The sequence below is a fragment of the Microbacterium maritypicum MF109 genome (genome assembly GCF_000455825.1).
Classification (GTDB): Bacteria; Actinomycetota; Actinomycetes; order Actinomycetales; family Microbacteriaceae; genus Microbacterium; species Microbacterium maritypicum_A.
Map to the genome: position 1 here is coordinate 1 of NZ_ATAO01000176.1, position 292 is coordinate 292.

At 72.3% G+C, this 292-nt stretch carries 1 protein-coding gene; it reads left to right on the forward strand.

Features of this window, described 5'->3' with window-relative positions:
* On the forward strand, window positions 1-292 hold a 292-nt coding region (locus tag L687_RS42780; RefSeq protein ID WP_040569696.1), incomplete at both ends, for a hypothetical protein.

The window sequence follows — 292 nt, forward strand, 5'->3', positions numbered from 1 at the left end:
CGCTCACACAGGCCGACATCGATCGTGGCTGGTACACGCCGGAGTTCGCGTTCACCGTGGCTCCCGTCGACGGCTCGGCACCCGCGGTCACCGTGACCCACGCGGCTGCCCCCGTGGTGCTGCGCGACGGCGTGCTCGCGGCCACGATCACGGGCGCGCGGGCGGATGCCGGGCGCGACCTGGCGGCGAACCCGTACGCGGTGGGCACGCAGGTGCCGTATACGTTCCGGGTCGACAACCGCAGCCCGATGGTGGTCACCGTCGTTCCCGCGACCGGTGACTTCTCGCCCTT